Below are 15,477 nucleotides of genomic sequence, written 5' to 3'. Positions count from 1 at the left end.
CGTAGCGGTCAGAAGTCAAGGCGACGATTTCCAGGCCCGGATGTTCTGGTTCTTTGCGGCGCAATTGCTTGTGCCGGAAAAAGGCATCGCGCGCGTGAGTTTCGAGAGTGGACCGCGCGCGTTCGACGACGTGACGGTGGAGTACGTGGCCGGCAAGGGCCCGCAGGACCACTATGGGGACGAAATCCTCCGTGACCATCTTCAATGTAAGTGGCACGCGACGCCCGGGCAGTTCGGCCACCTCGACCTCATCGATCCCGCCTTCTCGAACGCCCAATCCGTGTCGCTTCTCCAGCGGGCTCTTGCGGCACAGCTCCAGCACGCGCCGAACGGCATGGGCGCGCGGTTGCGGCTGGTGACGAACTGGCGGCCACAGGCGGACGACGCGCTGTCCCGCCTGATACGCATGCACACTCATGCGCTTGATCTGGATCGGCTGTTCGACGGCACCACGCCCAGAAGCATGATGGGCAAGGTGCGCGACGCATGGTCGGGGCATCTCGGCATCGATCACGACGCGCTGCGGCTCGTGGCGCGGACCTTGGCCATCTCGCAGCGCCTGGATTCCGGCGCCGACCTGCTCGAACGGCTGAATGACCGCTTCGCGGCGGCCGGCATGCGTCAAGTGCCGCCGTCCGAGACCGGCTTCCTTTACGACGATCTGATCAGGAAGCTCCATGCGCAGGGCCGCAACACGTTCGACCCCGCCTCGTTTCGCGACCTCGTCGAGGACGAAAATCTTCTCGCGCCGTCGTCGCCGAGGCCCAAGACGCTCGGCGTGCGCTCGTTCATGCATCCCATCGACGACATCGAGGCGCGCAGCGACGAATCGGTGAATCTCGTCCCGCATTTCGACGGGCGCTACATCCGGAACCCGGCCGATTGGAAGGCTACGGTGTTCCCCGAACTGCGGCAGTTTCTGATCCAGTCCGCGCGCAACAAGGACCAGCTCCGTCTGATCCTCGACACGCATGTGTCTCTGGCATTCGGCGTGGGCGCGATCCTCAACGTCAAGTCCGGAAAGGCCATCGAGATCGAGCAGCGAGCCGGCGGTCGTCACATCTGGTCGGCGGCGGACAAGCCGCTCGATCTTGCCTGGCCGACGCTTTCCACCGTCGAGGAGGCAGTCCACGCCGACGGGAAGGAACTTGCGGTCGCCGTCTCGTTGACGCACGACGTGGCGCCCGCGGTTCGCCAGTACGTCCAGAAGCTCGCTGCCGTCGGCACGCTGATTACGGCAAGCCCCGTTGACGGCCCATCCTACCAAAGCGTGCGATCGGGCAGCCACGCGGCGGCGATGGCTCTGTCCTTGTTGGGCGCGATACGCGCTTCGGCCAAGGGTGGGCCGCGCCGTGTTCATCTCTTCATCGCGGGGCCGAACGCCTTCGCATTCTTTCTGGGCCAGACCCAAACTGCGATCGGACCCGTTTCGATCTACGAGTGGGATTTCGATGGCTTGCGCGACGGCGACTACAGCGTGGGCCTCGAACTCCCGTAGGTCGCTTCACGACCGTCCCGGCGCCGCCGGCGGCCGCGGGCTGGCGGCGCTAGATTCCGCGGAAGCGACGAGTTTCGGCCCAGGGCAGGGCCGGCGAGGCCCGGGCGACTGGAAAACCACGAACCGTTATTTTTCGGATCTGAGATCGTTCAGGAGGGAAGTAGCGACAGACTCCTCAGGGATCGAGAGGCCGTGCAGTTGCATCGCCGTCGTCAAGCCTTGGTCCCAAGATGCACATAAGGCTTTTCCGGTGAGCTTCTGTCCGAGTTCTGATGCTCCTTCAACCGCTGATACGTAGTCGATGGCATCGAACCGCCAGGAACTGGCCCCATGCTCGCGCATCATGTGATTGCCGATGCGGACACCCGCCCAATCGAAATCGCCATGGTAGTGAAGCCTCGCTCCCGCTTCGGTCAGTTGCGATAACAGGCACCTCTGTGCCGCGGCGGGCATTCCGTCGGTACAAACCAACGGCTCGCAGCCGGCGCCCCAGCGATCGGCGGCGATGGCCACAACGTTAGGGTTCTCGCAGACGTAGACCTTTCGACCCGCTACCCTCCATGCTGGAGGCGTGCGCAAGAGCGACCGCAACGAGGCGTAGACGGGCTCTCCCGCAAATTGTCCGTACCTCTCTGCGCCCTCGACGGGCAAATTCAGGAACAAAGCGGGCCGCGCCAATTCGTTGACCAGGACGCCGGCCTTGGCCCAGACGTCGCGGTCGCGCTCTGCCCGTTCGGCGGACTCGATTTCGGTCTCCCCTTCCGGCTCTTCTTCGCCACCGGCCCGCGCAATCGGCCGCCGCCAGATCGTCAGGATCAGAGTCGCGGCCGGCCTGCCGCCATCGAGAGCATGTGCGTCTCCCACGGCTTCGGCGGCCAATTGCGAGCGCGTGACGGCATTGGCGGGCAGTCGCCGCAGCGTCGCTTCGACCCTACGGCACAGCTCGATTGCCACATCCGGCTGCGACCCTGAGAGCCGCTTGAGCAGACCTAGCCCCTTGGGAGTCCGCAGCAGCTCGACGAGCGCTTGGTGGGTGCATACGTCGAGAACATCCGACCACATCTGTTTCGATGCGCGCCGCGTTTCCGCCAGGTTCGCGATCGGCCCGTCGATGATTTCAAGCGCATCGCGCAGAGACATGGCGATGCCGGAATCGCGGAACGTCGCATCCACCCGGCCGACATCGACCTGCAGCGAGGAGGAATGGCGGACATGGCGGCCGAGCAGCGACGCCAACAGGGCGTGCTCGTCGGAAGTCAGCTTGCCGATCCGGAAGCTTTCGACCTCCTCGCCTTCCGGTGCCCGGGCGAACCGGTCGCGAAGCCGTTTGCGGAGGTTCGCGTATTCGGTCCCTCCGAGCAGGCGCTGCAGCCGTGGTTCGATCAGCGGCCTCATGCAGTCGCAAACCTGCGGTCGGGATCGCTTTCGCGTCTCTTGGCTCTTCCGTCCCAGCTCCAACGGGAGACGAAGACCGCGTCGATTCCTTCGCGCCGCTGTAGCTGGCAGATCGCGACGCCGGGAAGCTCGGCATAGCAGGCCCATTCGCGCTCGCTTGTGATGACGAAATCGAGATCGAACTCGCGAATCAATCCCATGCAATGCGCCCTCGCGGCGTCGTCGATTCCGGCGAACGCCTCGTCGAGTAGCATCAGACGCGGGGCCAGCGGAAAACTTCCCTGGCTGTAGAAGCTCGCTATGGCGGCGAACAACGGCACGGTCAATCCGAGCGCCCGCTCGCCGCTCGAGGCGGGGCCCGAAAGCTTGCGCCAGTGTCCGTCCTGCCAACGCTCGACCCTGAAGCGATGCCAGCGCCTATAGTCCAGGGCACGGGAGAGTTGGTCTATCAATGGTCCGGCCGAATCCCTGCTTGCTCCCGAATCCGCGCGCTCTCGCTCGGCGGTGATGCGCTGTTGCAGCATGGCTCCGACGACCTTTCGGTCTTCGGCCGACCACAGATCCGCGTTGACGTTCAGCAGACGTTTGCGTGCGGCTTCCAGTCCGACCGGAGCGCCTTCTTCTTCCGTCAGAGTCGGCCATATCAGTCGGTAGCGCACGCCCGTCGATGTCGGACGGCTGTGAAGTTCCTTGTTTATCGCGTCCCGCCGGATTTCCGCAGCCTGCAGCAGGCGTTGCACTTCGGAGGCGATCTCCGCCTGCAGGTGATTTTCCAGCACCGTCCGCTCGCTCTCGGTCAGGAGTTCGCTCCGCTGGGCAATCTCCTCGGCGAGACGCGCCGCGAGCATGTCGGGACGCTCCGGCCTGTTCTGGTAAATGACGTGCGCGATCAATCCCCAATCGTTCTGCTCGGCTTGGGCTCGGTGACCGAGCGCGCTGAGCGCGGTCTGCAACTCCGTCAGTTCTTCGCTGATCTGCTTTTGGACGCGCGCCCACGCCTCATCCTTGTCGTCGAGCGTCGACAGCGCCTGCTCGGCGCGTCGGGCGAGCCCCAGGGCCGGATCGATCGTCCAGGGACCACCCATCTCCGGCAATACGACTTGCGGGATAGCGGCGGCCAGTAGACCGGTCGCGGTGAACTGCTGAAACCTCGATATCGCCTCGCTGCGTGCTGCGCTCCTCTGCTCGAAGACGCCGGTCGCGGTCGTGACCTTTTCGTGCGCGACCGCGCGCGCCTCCCCCGCGTTTTTCAGGGTTTCCTCCGCACCGTCCAGAGCGACCTCAGCGGCATCGGATGCCGCGCGGGCTTCGTTCAACTGCCGCCGCAATTCCTCGACCTTCGCACCGATAGCTTTGCGTAGCACGTCGAATCGGACCGCGGCCTCTTCTGCCTCGATTCTTGCGGTCGCGAGCCGGGTTTCATGCGCGGCAGCGGTCTCTCGCGCCTCGCTTTCGCGGACGCGTTGCCGCTCCAGATCGGGCAACGCAAGGCGTACCTCCAAGACGGCTTGCGTAAGCCGCAATTGGCTTTCCTGGTAGCGTCCCAAAGCCGCTTCGACGGCCGCCAATTCGGAAGTTGACGCCGGCAGCCGAAGGTCGGCGGCGTCAGTGGCGCGCCGCCGCCGCACCGAAGCGAGTTCCTCTTCGCTCGCTTGGAATTGCATCGCGGCTTCGGTCAACCGCTGGCGAACGGTTGCCGCCTCGCGAGCGGCGGTCGCGGCGGTGAGATGAGCGTTGCGCAGCCCATCGTCGGTCGGCGCAAGGCGCCATTCGTCGGTCGCTTCGCTCTGATCCCGAGCCAGTCCGTCGAACTCCGCCTGCAGACCGATAGTCTCGCCGGCGATCTCCGCCAGCCGTTCCGAGATTTCCGCCGACCTCCGAGCGCGGGCGGCGGCGCGCGCGGAGTAGCCGATGTGGACCGCTTCCGTCTTCTCCCACGCACCACTCAAGGCCCCAAGCCGAAAGCGGCCATCGGGAGCGATCCAGGACTCTGCCTCCGCTGGCTCGTCGTCCGCGCAGGAGACTCCGCGCAGGATGCTTTCGACGATCGCGGTAGATACGCCGCTGTCGGCCGGCACGTCCGCGCGCAACCAGTCGGCAAGCGACGGCGATTGAGGTCGTCGTTCGAGCATCTGCGCGTCTCGAAAGAGTGTACCTCGATCGGAGGATTGGAGGCGACCGTCGGGCGAAAGCCAGGCATCGAGGAGCCCGGCCCCCTCCAGCGCGGCTTCTAATCCGGCTCGTTGGGGGAGCGTCACCGAGGGGTGAAAGTCCACCAATCTCCATAGAGGGGCTCCTTCGCGCGCCGTACGGGCTTCGGGATCGCGGGTATGCGGTGGGGACGGCTCGGGATCGATCCCGCCTTCCAGGCGGCTACGTTCCTCCTCGAGATTTTTGCGTTCCGTCAGCAGGCCTTGCCGCCGACCTTCGAGCGCGACGCGGGTCGTCGCCAGGCGCTCGCTCGTCTGTTGCTGCGCGTCTTGCAAAAGCCGACGCGCGGGATTGTCGCCTGTCGGCGTGACGACCCACTCGGATAGGGAGGCGAGAGTCGCGAAGCGGTCGTCTGGCGTGACGCGATGTTGCTTCAAGCCTGCGAAGCAACTCTCCCAGGCGTCGATCAGGTTTTGGCCCTCGCGCTCCACGCCTGCATCGGCCGATTCACGTCTCTCCGCGGCGGCGTCGGCGACGTCCTGACATTCGTCTCGGAAATTTCGGCGTTGCGTATTCAGCAACTCCGCCGCCACCACTTCGGCATCTCGCCTCCGCAACGACGCAATTTCCTCGCGCCGGCCCTCTACGAGCGCCCGAAGCTCGGAGCCGGCCTTTTCGAAGGTCTGAGGCGTCAACGCCGCAAGCCGTTCGGCGTCGAGCTTAGCGATCGGATTGTCGGCATGCGCATTGAGGACACCGGCCGTGTCGGCGAAGGCTTCGCATTCCCGGCGCAGATCGGCGAAGCGACGTTCGATCTGCCGAACTCGCTCCGCCGCAGAGTTGGTCTCCTCAACGCTTGACCTCAATCGCCGACTCGCGGAGTCCATTGCGCCTTCGGCGCTGGACAGAGCCCTCTGACGCGCTTCCGCGTCCTTTTCCGCTGATTCCAGGCGGTTCGCGTCCTCCATCCCCGCTCCCGAGCGAAGGGTTTCGAGGCGGGACCGCTCGCGTTTGAATTCGACTTCCGCCGCGTCGCAAGCTTTGCGCGCCTCGGCCTCGGCGGTTGAGGCGGTCTCCAGTCTCGCTTCTGCCTCGCCGCGCGAACGGCTCGCATTGTCGAACTCCGTCTGGGCCTGACGCAGCGTGCGCGCCTGCCTTCGCGTCTGTGTGCCTGCGTAGACTCGGTATCTTTTGTCGAAGCGATCGACGGCCTTGGCGAGTGCCTGGTATTCCTGGAGCTGCTGGCGATCCTCTTCTAGCTGGCCCAGCGCCTCGGCGACGTCGGCCAGCAACTCCGGGGCCAACGGCGGCAATGCTTCCGTCAACGCATTCGACAACGCCGTCTCGTCGGGCTTCTTCGACAATTGCGGCTGACGCAATTGGATCAGCGTATCCATTAGCGCGTCGTAGCGCCTGGCGCCCAGATGAAAAAGCCGCTCGTCGACGGCGCGACGGTAGTTCGCCGCGGTGTCGAACACCTGACCTCGACCTTCGAGAGCCTCGCGCAGACGCTCCTTGGTCAGGACAACTCGCTGCTCGCTCATCAGCCATAGATCCTGATTGATGCGGGTCGGTTTGTCCGCGTCGTCCAGGACGAAGAACCAGCTTTCCACGTTCGGACGCGAGGCGGCGGCGGAGAGCCCAGCGCCGAGCGTGAGATAGTGCGGCGTGCCGTCGTTGCCGAGACGGCCGAACTCGATCCAGGAATAGCCGACCCTGCGATCGTAACTGTTCAACAGGAGATTCCACGACATTCTCTTGCCGTTGTCGCCGTCGGGCTCGATGCGAGATGGCTTTAACTGTCCATCGAACAGAAAGGGAAGCGTCAACGACAGCACCTTCGATTTGCCGGTACCGTTGTTGCCACGTAGCAGCAGGTGACCGTCGCGAAACCAGAACTCTTCGCTGTCGTAATGGAACATCTCCACCAGCCCGAGGCGCAGGGGCTGCCAGCGATCCCGAACCGGAATCGGGAGCGCCGGCCGTTCGGAGGTCGCGGCAAAGGAGGTGGGCCGTTCGTTCACGCCGGACCCATCCCTTCCGCAATCGACGCCCGCCGCGCATCAGGAGGATCTCGAATTTCGGCCTCGCCGAGGCCGAAGCGGGCTATCGCTGGCAACGGTCGGATCCCCTCAGTGCCGCGCACGATCAGTTGAAGCTTTTCCAACCGTTCGATGGCGATGCCGGCGAGCTCGCGCTCAGCCCCGGCTTCGCGGGCGGATTTGCGCCAATATCGACCGTATCTAATCTTGGCATCGCGGAGGAAAGCGACGATCTCGTGCTCGGAGAACTCGATTCGATGCGGATTTGCGTCCGCGTCGAGAACATCGGATCGCTTGATCGCACTCGCGAGATATTCCGCAACGAGCAGGGTGGCGTGGGCATCGGTGCCTTCAGCCGGCATGGCGACGTCGGTAAGCAGGCAAGTCTCGTCCACAAGCGCCAGGCCTTCGGCCCGATGCTCCGCGGTCAGAGCCGAGGCTTCGCAAAGACGTGCGGCCATGGCCCCACGTTGATTGACAAAATATGCCCTAGCCTCGGCATCGAGCGTCTCGACGTAGATCACGGGATCGTCGAGGAGGCGACGCGCGAGTTGGTGCCGAAGCGCGGTGCGACGTCCCTCGTCGCTGTCCGCAACGTGCTCGTCGACCAGCGCGCTCAGGCGTTCCTCGAGGGTCTCGGGGGCATCCTCCGGTCGCCACGTCGAGGGACCGCGCACGGCGGCGAGCAGGCCGGCGAGCGTCCGGCGTTGCACGTCGTAGAGCGCGTCGGCTTGCTCGCCTCGCGTCTGCACGAAGGCCTCTTCGTCGCCGACGACGCGTTGGAGCACTCCGATCTCCAGCAACGTCCGGCAAACCGCCACAAGTTCGCGGCGCTCATGTTGCGTACCGAGCGTGAAGGCGAAGCCAAGCGATGTCAGAACGGGCTCGGCAGCGAGCTGCAACAGCCTTTCGCCCAGCAGACGCAACGTGATCTGCGATTCTGAACGCTCGAGCGCGGCGCATGCGAGACATAGCAGGACGTAGCGGCGCCTGTCGTAGTCGGGCAGTCCGCGCGTGGTCGCGGAGAGTTCGGCGGGTCTCTTGTACAGACGAGCCCCCTCCTGTTCGATATGCAGAGGCCACCCGGTTTCGCGGGAGAACCAGGCACGCAGCACGTCTGCCTGCCGGCGTACCAAGGGAAAGTCGTCGTGGGCCGGCGTCATCAGCGGAGTCATCAGGAGCGCGCGGACCGCCGTCCTGAACTCCTCGCGTTGATGTTTGCGCTGCTCCTGGCCGATCTTGCGGCTTCCTCGCGTATCCTCGGCTCTGGACATCAGCTCAAGTCCTGCGTCGGCGTGATCGTGATGAGGTGGTCGCGCCCCGAAAAGATGCCGTGCGGCGTCGATATCTCTGCCCGGGTTTCCGCCGCCAGAGGCGTGAGGTCGATGTGGAGCAGGCCATCACCCGTCTGCCGGGACACCGAGGCTTCCGGATCCGTCTGTTCCGTCAGCGCTTCGCCGAGTAGTCCGAGAAATAGACCGAAGGCATGTCCGTCGAGTTCCCCCAGGTCCGAAAGTCGGGTGGGATGGCCGTTCGCGAGACGCCGGCGCGCGGCTTCTACCTGCAGAAACTCCTCGGCCAACTCCCGAGCCAGGCGAGCGCGGGCTTCGGCGCGATCCCGGATTCTAGCCATCGGCCCGCGCGGCGTCGCCTCGCCGTATTCGCGCAGTCGAGGGTGGATCTTCAATGGTGGAGCATCGGCCCAGCGGGTGCTTGCCGGCAGATCGGCGTCGGCGTCCGTGTTCAATGCGAAATGTCTGGCAGGATTGAGCGCGAAGGCCGCGCGTGCCAATCGGTGAGCCTCGCCGTCGTTTTGACAGGCGACGAACCAGTTGGCCAGTATTCGGAAATCCGCTGATCGATCGCTGCGCCCGCTGCGGCGTTCGTTGAGTGCGGCGATCGCACCGAGCAGTTGTGGGATCGCGGACCTTGCCCTCGCTCGTAACAGTTCGGCTTGAGAGGGGTCGTGGCCGCTGCGGAAAAACCATCCATGGAGGCCTTTCCAACGTTCGCGCCAAGCGTCCCAATGGGACGTATGTGCTTCGACGCGATCGGTTTCGTTCCCTGGGGCGGCGTCGCGAGCTTCGCGCGCTGCGACTTGCTGCAGCAAGATGTCGATCCGTGAATCGAGGGCGAGGATGTGGCCCGCGATCGTATCGGAGCGGCGTACCAGGTCGCCTATGAAACGCTCGAGATAATCTATCAGTTGCCGCTTGTAAGTCGAGACGGCGCTAGACTCGGCCTGCTGCAGCTCGATGCTGCGGGCGACGCCCGCCATGAAGGCCTGCGCGTTCTCCGCCAGCCCCTCGAATACGCGCACGAGGTCGCGCAGCGTTTCGTGAACTTTCGCGACATCGGGTTCCCGCTCGCCCGCAAGCGTCTGCAGGGCCCGCAAGCGATTTGCGATGTCCTCGAGTGCGACAGTCTGCAGCTCCGCGCGCCGCTGCAGCGTTTGTATGAAGAGCGACAGCGCAGCTTCGACAGCCTCTCCACCCTGCGAGAGACGGTAGAGGAAGCGGGCGCGATAAAAGTCGCTTAGACTTGAAACTCGCGCCGTATCGGGATGAGATTCTAGATTTCCCCATACGGTAAGCTGAGTGAGGGCCCCATTGACTTCTTCTATTCGAGGGGGCGCGCCGCTCCAGTCTGCCTCGGCCAAAACCTCGTCGGGTCTAAGCTGCAAGCGGTATTGCCGTTTGGCAGCCGCAAAGACGTCCATGATACGGCGATAGAATTCCGATTTATCGGCGCTTACGTGCCTGAAGAGGTCGGCCGACTCGCTCACGCTTCGCATGGGGCCTCATCCCAAGGTCCTCCCTAGCGGAGGGTTCGCGCAATACGTTAGTGGATTTGCTACCGGGTTGCACTCGATCCAGAGTCTAATCCGCGATGAAAGGCTTCGCTATACCGATCTTCGAAACCAAAAGAAAAAATACATAGTAATTTCAATCATATATGGGCGCCATTTTGTTCTGAATTGCGCGGGATGACTTCGCCGGGGCCTTCGTCGCCGACTTCGTGAATGGCTGCCTTGGCGTTGATCTCAACGTGAACGCGGCGCGACAGAGGACGTCGTTCAGTGTCGTTAATGCCAGACGAGCGCTCGACGCACCAAATCCAGAAGGGCCTTTCGCGGACGACTTGCAGCGGAAACAACTGCATAAGCGCAGATTTTCTACAGCAGGCTCTGTCGAGCGGCTGTAGGTGTGCGCATACGTTCCAATACACCGACTCCAGCGCCTTTCGACAAATTCGGATGAGACAACGAGGCAGAGGCTAGCCAGAACCGCCGGCGCGCAGGCAATACGCTCTCGATGAAGAATGTTGCAATGAAATCGTATGAATTGGCTGAAACGAAGCCACTGCCACGAGCCGCGGGCTACATCGATTGACCTGACGATCGCGATGGCAACCGCGATTCGACGCGAGCTCTCCAACTCCATTGGTTCCTGGCATGGCGATTGTGCCGATGCTGATCTTGTCGTGACAGATCAGCTAAGCCGTCTTAAGCGCCGGGATCGGAGCGGCGGGCGAGGTGGACGTGGTGAAGCGTGCCCCGGCTGTGCCCCGGACTTTTGGGGGCACATTGTGGGGGAAGCAAGTCTCTAAGTTATTGGAAACAGGGGATTAATGGTGGGCGCACAAGGGATCGAACCTTGGACCTCTCCCGTGTGAAGGGAACGCTCTCCCGCTGAGCTATGCGCCCGGGACCATCATGCAGGCGGCCGGACTTTCGGCCGGCCGGCACATCGGAGCCCGCGATTTAGAAGTGCGGGCCGAAGGTGTCAAGTTTCCAGGCGCCGTGGGGCCGGAAAACCTGCTGCAAGCCACGCAATTCGCTGGTAGGCCGGGTTTTGGCCCAATTACGCGCCCTGTTGGCGGGCGCGGGAGGCGTGGGCCTGGAGCGCGCGGATGCGCTCGGCGAGCGTTCCGCCGCCCTCGGGCAGGGTGCTACCGGCCGCGCCGTTGGTCGCGGCGTCGTTGGCCGGGCGCGGCGCCGGCTTCGGCTGGCCGGCCTCGGCCGCGAGCAATGCCTCGATCGGCGAGTTCGGGCCTTCGAGCTGCATCGCGAGCTTGGCGACCTCGGCGGCGATGTCGTTGATGCGCTCGCGCAACAGCGCGTTCTCCATGCGCTCGGTCGCCCAGGAGCTTTCCGCCTGCTGCTGGATCGTGTTGATGTCGCGCTGGAGTTTGGCGCGCTCGTCGCGCGCGGTGCGGAGCTGCTCCTCCAGCGCGGTCTTTTCCGCGCGCAGCGCTTCGAACGCGGCCGACGACTTGCCGCCGCTCAAGGCGGCGATCTCGACGCGGAGCTCCTTGACGGTGCGTTCGGCACTTTCATTGGCCTGGCGCAGCTGATTGTTTTCATAGTCGCGCTCGGCGAGCAGCTTGCCCTGCGTGGCGAGGCGTCCCTCGAGGTCGCCGACGCGGCCCGACAGCATCTCGGCCTCCTTCACCTGCACGATGAGCTGGCGATCGAGCTCGGTGACGCGCTGGCTCAAATTCTCGACGCGGCCGCGCGCCTCGCCGAGTTCGCGCGAGGCGGTCTCGGATTCGGTCCGCTCCTGCGCCAAGCGCGCCTGCGTCGCGGCAAACTCCTTCTCGGCATCGCCGACGCGGTTCTTCAATTCCTCGATCTGCGCGCGGACGACGACGAGCTCGACCTGGCGGCTCTCCGCCATCATCGAACGGTCGGACAGTTCGGAGTTGATCTTGGCGAGCTCGGCCTGCTTGTCGCTCAGCGCCAGCTCGGCGGCGTGCAGCGCCTCGGTCTTGGCGTTGAACTCCTCCTCGGTGGCGCGGAGCTGCTCCTTCACCGCCTTCTCGCGCGCCTCGAGTGCGAAGATCGTGGCGTTCTTTTCGCCCAGTTCGATCTTCATGCGGTTGATGGCGTCGCTCTTCTTGCCGAGCTCGGCGAGCTGGCTCGTGGTCTTGTTCTTGAGCTGCTCGACGCTCATCTCCAGCCGCCGCGCCGACATGGCGAATTCGGCGCGGAGCTGGTCCTTGTCGGCCTGGATCTCGGCCATCGACAGCGGCGTGGCGGCCTCGAGCCGGCGCGTGGTCAGGCGCACCGCACGGTTATGCACCAGCGGCACGAGGGCAAGCCCGCACAGCATCGAGAGCAGGAAACCGATCGCCAGGTACATGATCGGTTCGACCATGGGCCAGAACTCCCAGAGCTAAGGAAAAATTTACCAACGACAATGCCATGGCGGGCCGGCAAAAAGCCAGCCCCGCTCTGTCGTTAACCTTGATCCGTACCCAGCTGGGAGAAGCGACCTAGAACGGGTTCCAGGTCGCACGCGGCGTGTATTTGAGATAGCCGATATTGGCGCCCAGCCGCAGGCCGAGGCCGGAGCGAATCGGCACCAGCACGATGTTGTTGGCGGTGAGCGCCGTCATGCCGAAGCCGCCGATGATATAGGCCGAGCCGTCGAGGCCGGCGAAGCGCTGGTAGATCGCGTTGGTGGCGGGCAGGTTATAGACCAACGTCATGGTGCGGGCGCCGTCGCCGCCCCAGTCGAAGCCGAGGGAGGGGCCCTGCCAATAGACGCGCAGGTCGCCGGCGTTCTTGGTGTAGAGCGTGCCTTCGCCGTAGCGCAGGCCGGCGACGAAGGCGCCGGAACCTTCCTCACCCAGGATGTAGCCGTTGGGCAGACCCCATTGACTGACCGCCTTCTCGATGATCGAGGCGAGCCCGCGCGAGACGTTGCCGAAGAAGCGATGACCGGCGGTCACCAGCTCGTCCGGCCCATAGGTGTTAGGCGTCGGGGAGCGCTGCGGCGGCGGCAGGTTGGGCGGCGGCGCCTGCTGGGCGGAGGCCGGCACGATCCAGCCGACCATCGCGGCGAGCGCGAGCGCAGCAAGGCGTGATGCGAAAGTCATAAAAGAACCCCTGGTATCGAAACCGATCGCTTCCTTAACCTGACGCCAACAGGCACGGTTCTAGGTTGCGCCGGATGTCCCCTCGACTCGGATGTTATCCGCAGCAACTATGACGGCACAACGGCAGGAAGATAGCCCTTTGCGCCCCGGAATTGCCTTGATCGGCCGCCGCGTTTGCCTCGTCTGCCTGCTGGCGGGCATTTCGATCATCTGCGCGGGGGTACCGGCGGGGGCTGCCACCACCGAGCGGATCGTCGTCAACCGGTTCAGCGGCGTCGCCATCGAAGGCTTCGATCCCGTCGCCTATTTCGTCGATGGCGCGGCCGTGCGAGGGAAGGCGCAGTTCGAGGCGAACCTCTGGGGCGCGGTCTGGCGCTTCCGCAACGAGGGCAACAGGGCCTCCTTCCTGTCCCATCCCGAGATCTACGGGCCGCAGTTCGGCGGCTATGATCCCGCCGATATCGCCCGCGGCGTCGTCATCGCCGGCAATCCCCGCTTCTTCGCGCTCGTGGCGCAGCGGCTCTATCTGTTCAGCCGGGAAGCCAACCGCGACGCCTTCGCCGCCAATCCCGAGCGCTTCCTATATGAAGTGGGCAAGCGCTGGCCGGCGCTCCAGGACCAGCTCGGTCAGTAGCTGTCGACCGCCTGCGGGTCGCCCCAGGCGATGAACTCCGGGATGATGAACCCGCTGCCGCTGCGCTGGCCGAAGCGGAGCTCGCCGCCCTGGCCGTCGGTCACCCTGCCGCCGGCCGCGGTCACGACCGCAGAGCCGGCCCCGACGTCCCATTCCGAGGTCGGTCCGAAGCGGGGATAGATGTCGGCGCTGCCTTCCGCGATCCGGCCGAATTTCACGGCCGAGCCGACCGTCCGCCTGACGGCATTGGGCCGGCCATCGATGAACGCCTCGCTCCTGGGATCGCCGTGCGAGCGGCTCACTGCCGCGATCCAGGGCTTGCCCCGCGCCGGAAGCTTGCGGGTATGGATCGGCTCGGCCGCGCCGATGGTTGCGCCGTCAAAGCTCACGCGCTCGGCGCCGCGGCCGACAATGCCGCGCCAGAGCAGGCCGAGCGCGGGCGCGGAGACGATGCCGAGCAGCGGCACGCCCTCGGTCACCAGGGCGAGGTTGACGGTGAATTCGTCGCGGCCGGCGACGAATTCCTTGGTGCCGTCGAGCGGATCGATCAGGAAGAAGCTCTCGCGAAACGGCGGCGAGGCGAGCTGGGTCCGCTCTTCCGACAGCGTCGGCACGTCGGCCGCAAGCTGCGCGAGGCCCTCGGCGATGATGCGGTCGGCGGCAAGGTCCGCCTCGGTCACCGGCGAGCCGTCCTGCTTGCCGTCGACCCGCATCGCCGCGCGGTTGACGGCGAGGATCGCTTCACCCGCCTTTACTACCAGCGCGGTGAGCGGCTCCATCAGGCCGGATGCGGCCGCGGCGTCGATGATCCGCTTCACCTGGATGCCTCATTCATCGGCAATTTCGTTCCTCCTCGACTGATTCGCCCGGATTGATTCGATTGGGGGCTTATGGCCGCCTTGAAGTGATCGCAAGCTAGCTGCCGCGGGCTTGCGAATGTTAGAACCCGCAGCATCCGTCAAGCATGCGTGATTCGCGGCGTCCAGCGCCGTGCAATTCCAGGAACCCTCCAGGACCCCATTATATGTCTGACGCCTCGTCGCCCGCGACCGTTACTGCTCCCGATATGCTCGAACTCGCTGCGCTCTTGTGCTCGCGGGTCTGCCACGATCTCATCAGCCCCGTCGGCGCCATCGTCAATGGGCTCGAAGTGCTCGACGACGATCCCAAGCCCGAGGACCGCGAGTTCGCGCTCGACCTCATCCGCAAGAGCGCCAAGACCGCCTCGGCCCGGCTCCAGTTCTGTCGTCTTGCCTTCGGCGCTGCCGGCTCCTCGGGCGCGCAGATCGATCTCGGTGATGCCCAGACCATGGCGCGCGGCCACATCGAGGACGGCAAGTGCTCGATCACCTGGAATCTGCCACGGCTGCTGCTGCCGAAGAATCGCGTCAAGCTGCTGCTCAACATGCTGGTGGTTGCCCAGCACACGATCCCGCGCGGCGGCATGCTGACGATCGATCCGATCGGCGAGGGCGAGACGATGAGCTTCCGCATCACCGCGACCGGACATAATGCGCGCCTGCCGCAGAACATCTCCGAGCTCCTGAGCGGCGAGCGCGGGCCTGCCGCGGATGCGCATGCGATCCAGCCATATTATACGCGACTATTGGCGCAGGCCTGCGGGCTCACCGTGAGGCTCGCACCGGAAGGCGAAGCCATCACCGTTACCGCTTCGTAAACGCGCCCTTCGCTCTCGAAGTCTTAATCCAATCTTTACGAGGCGCTTCGGTTTGTCCGGAGCGCCTTATCTCTTTGTTGGTTCCGTTCTTTTGCACTTACTCAACCAATATTAAACGCTTTGCGGTGAAGCTGGCCCCATTCCGAAATGGCGCATCACGCCTCGTGCGCGCCCTTCCTGTATGAAGGCCTGTTTT

At 64.6% G+C, this 15,477-nt stretch carries 11 protein-coding genes and 1 tRNA gene; 3 read left to right on the top strand and 9 right to left on the bottom strand.

Features of this window, described 5'->3' with window-relative positions:
- Positions 1-70 precede the first annotated feature (70 nt).
- Positions 71-1,498 carry an SAVED domain-containing protein gene (locus CWO91_RS27690; RefSeq protein ID WP_245471384.1) on the top strand — a complete coding sequence of 476 codons (1,428 nt, stop codon included), beginning with the start codon at positions 71-73 and terminating at the stop codon, positions 1,496-1,498.
- Positions 1,499-1,624: 126 nt separating this feature from the next.
- Here CWO91_RS27690 and CWO91_RS27685 read toward each other — a convergent pair whose 3' ends face one another.
- The 8 genes from CWO91_RS27685 to CWO91_RS27650 form a co-directional block, all read right to left on the bottom strand.
- A complete protein-coding gene (locus CWO91_RS27685) occupies positions 1,625-2,893 on the bottom strand; it encodes a TIGR02679 family protein (protein ID WP_130218054.1) in 1,269 nt (422 codons plus the stop codon).
- Complete coding sequence (locus CWO91_RS27680) at positions 2,890-7,068, bottom strand: TIGR02680 family protein (protein ID WP_130218052.1); 4,179 nt, start codon at positions 7,066-7,068, stop codon at positions 2,890-2,892. The genes CWO91_RS27685 and CWO91_RS27680 overlap by 4 nt, the downstream gene beginning before the upstream one ends.
- Positions 7,065-8,360 (bottom strand): TIGR02678 family protein, encoded by a 1,296-nt coding sequence (locus tag CWO91_RS27675; RefSeq protein WP_130218050.1) that lies wholly within the window; start codon positions 8,358-8,360, stop codon positions 7,065-7,067. Before CWO91_RS27675 ends, CWO91_RS27680 begins: the two co-directional genes overlap by 4 nt.
- Positions 8,360-9,880 (bottom strand): TIGR02677 family protein, encoded by a 1,521-nt coding sequence (locus CWO91_RS27670; protein ID WP_130218048.1) that lies wholly within the window; start codon positions 9,878-9,880, stop codon positions 8,360-8,362. Before CWO91_RS27670 ends, CWO91_RS27675 begins: the two co-directional genes overlap by 1 nt.
- Before the next feature lie 155 nt (positions 9,881-10,035).
- The gene (locus CWO91_RS27665) at positions 10,036-10,248 is read right to left on the bottom strand and encodes a hypothetical protein (protein WP_130218046.1); all 213 of its coding nucleotides are present in this window, start codon (positions 10,246-10,248) and stop codon (positions 10,036-10,038) included.
- Between the two features lie 469 nt (positions 10,249-10,717).
- Positions 10,718-10,792: transfer RNA gene (locus tag CWO91_RS27660), tRNA-Val, on the bottom strand.
- Between the two features lie 157 nt (positions 10,793-10,949).
- Positions 10,950-12,245: a hypothetical protein gene (locus CWO91_RS27655; RefSeq protein WP_130218044.1), complete on the bottom strand. Its 1,296-nt coding sequence runs from the start codon at positions 12,243-12,245 to the stop codon at positions 10,950-10,952.
- Between the two features lie 118 nt (positions 12,246-12,363).
- The gene (locus CWO91_RS27650) at positions 12,364-12,969 is read right to left on the bottom strand and encodes a DUF1134 domain-containing protein (protein WP_091893924.1); all 606 of its coding nucleotides are present in this window, start codon (positions 12,967-12,969) and stop codon (positions 12,364-12,366) included.
- Between the two features lie 139 nt (positions 12,970-13,108).
- On the opposite strand from CWO91_RS27650, the gene CWO91_RS27645 reads away from it, so the two are divergent.
- The gene (locus CWO91_RS27645) at positions 13,109-13,603 is read left to right on the top strand and encodes a YHS domain-containing (seleno)protein (RefSeq protein WP_130218042.1); all 495 of its coding nucleotides are present in this window, start codon (positions 13,109-13,111) and stop codon (positions 13,601-13,603) included.
- Here the strand turns inward: CWO91_RS27645 and cysQ are convergent.
- On the bottom strand, positions 13,597-14,421 hold the full coding sequence (gene cysQ / locus CWO91_RS27640) for a 3'(2'),5'-bisphosphate nucleotidase CysQ (protein WP_165405744.1): 825 nt from the start codon (positions 14,419-14,421) through the stop codon (positions 13,597-13,599). The two genes, CWO91_RS27645 and cysQ, sit on opposite strands and share 7 nt — an antisense overlap.
- Before the next feature lie 206 nt (positions 14,422-14,627).
- On the opposite strand from cysQ, the gene chpT reads away from it, so the two are divergent.
- On the top strand, positions 14,628-15,281 hold the full coding sequence (gene chpT, locus CWO91_RS27635) for a histidine phosphotransferase ChpT (protein ID WP_164935214.1): 654 nt from the start codon (positions 14,628-14,630) through the stop codon (positions 15,279-15,281).
- Positions 15,282-15,477 lie beyond the last annotated feature (196 nt).

The organism is Bradyrhizobium genosp. SA-3, from assembly GCF_004212635.1.
Lineage (GTDB): Bacteria > Pseudomonadota > Alphaproteobacteria > Rhizobiales > Xanthobacteraceae > Bradyrhizobium.
Note: the sequence above shows the minus strand (reverse complement) of the source record. Positions and strands in the feature narration are given on the sequence as shown.

What these genes read in the sequence shown, in the direction of transcription:
- CWO91_RS27675 (WP_130218050.1), bottom strand. Translation starts at nt 8,360, where the DNA reads ATGTCCAGAGCCGAGGATACGCGAGGAAGCCGCAAGATCGGCCAGGAG.
- CWO91_RS27670 (WP_130218048.1), bottom strand. Translation starts at nt 9,880, where the DNA reads ATGCGAAGCGTGAGCGAGTCGGCCGACCTCTTCAGGCACGTAAGCGCC.
- CWO91_RS27665 (WP_130218046.1), bottom strand. Translation starts at nt 10,248, where the DNA reads ATGCAGTTGTTTCCGCTGCAAGTCGTCCGCGAAAGGCCCTTCTGGATT.
- CWO91_RS27685 (WP_130218054.1), bottom strand. Translation starts at nt 2,893, where the DNA reads ATGAGGCCGCTGATCGAACCACGGCTGCAGCGCCTGCTCGGAGGGACC.
- CWO91_RS27650 (WP_091893924.1), bottom strand. Translation starts at nt 12,969, where the DNA reads ATGACTTTCGCATCACGCCTTGCTGCGCTCGCGCTCGCCGCGATGGTC.
- CWO91_RS27655 (WP_130218044.1), bottom strand. Translation starts at nt 12,245, where the DNA reads ATGGTCGAACCGATCATGTACCTGGCGATCGGTTTCCTGCTCTCGATG.
- chpT (WP_164935214.1), top strand. Translation starts at nt 14,628, where the DNA reads ATGTCTGACGCCTCGTCGCCCGCGACCGTTACTGCTCCCGATATGCTC.